A 520-nucleotide genomic window follows, 5' to 3' on the forward strand; every position below is an offset into this window, starting at 1 on the left:
GATCAATCTCCTCGGCCTGATCCATTGCTACATCCGCGTGGTGGAGAACGGCAGCATCGCGGCGGCGGCGCGCGCGCTCGGCATGAGCGCGGCCGCCGTGAGCCAGAACCTGGCGCGCCTCGAGGCCCACCTCGGCGTGCGCCTGCTCTCGCGCACCACGCGCAGCATGGCGCTGACCGAAAGCGGCACGTATTACTACGAGAAGGTTCGCCATATCCCGCGCGATCTCGACCTGGCGCAGGCGGCGGCCACCGAGGCGCTGGCGCCGCGCGGCCCGCTTTGCGTGGCGACCACGGCCGCCTTCGGGCGCCACCTGCTGGCGCCGCTGATGCCGGCCTTCCAGGCCGCCTATCCGCGCATCGCGGTCGAGCTGATCAGCACCGACCGCCGTATCGATCACCGGCTCGAAGGCGTCGATCTCAGCCTGCGAATCGCCGCGCAGCTCGCCGAGCGACTGGTGGCCCGGCGCATCGCGTCGCGTCCCTTCGTATTCTGCGCCTCGCCCGCCTACCTGGCGCGC

General features: G+C 71.5%; 1 protein-coding gene. It reads left to right on the top strand.

The features are described 5' to 3' along the window. Window position 1 precedes the first annotated feature (1 nt). On the top strand, window positions 2-520 hold a 519-nt coding region (locus tag HWX25_RS32890; protein ID WP_175912767.1), incomplete at its 3' end, for a LysR family transcriptional regulator.

The sequence above is a fragment of the Burkholderia sp. BCC1640 genome, assembly GCF_902833125.1.
GTDB classification, from domain to species: Bacteria; Pseudomonadota; Gammaproteobacteria; order Burkholderiales; family Burkholderiaceae; genus Burkholderia; species Burkholderia diffusa.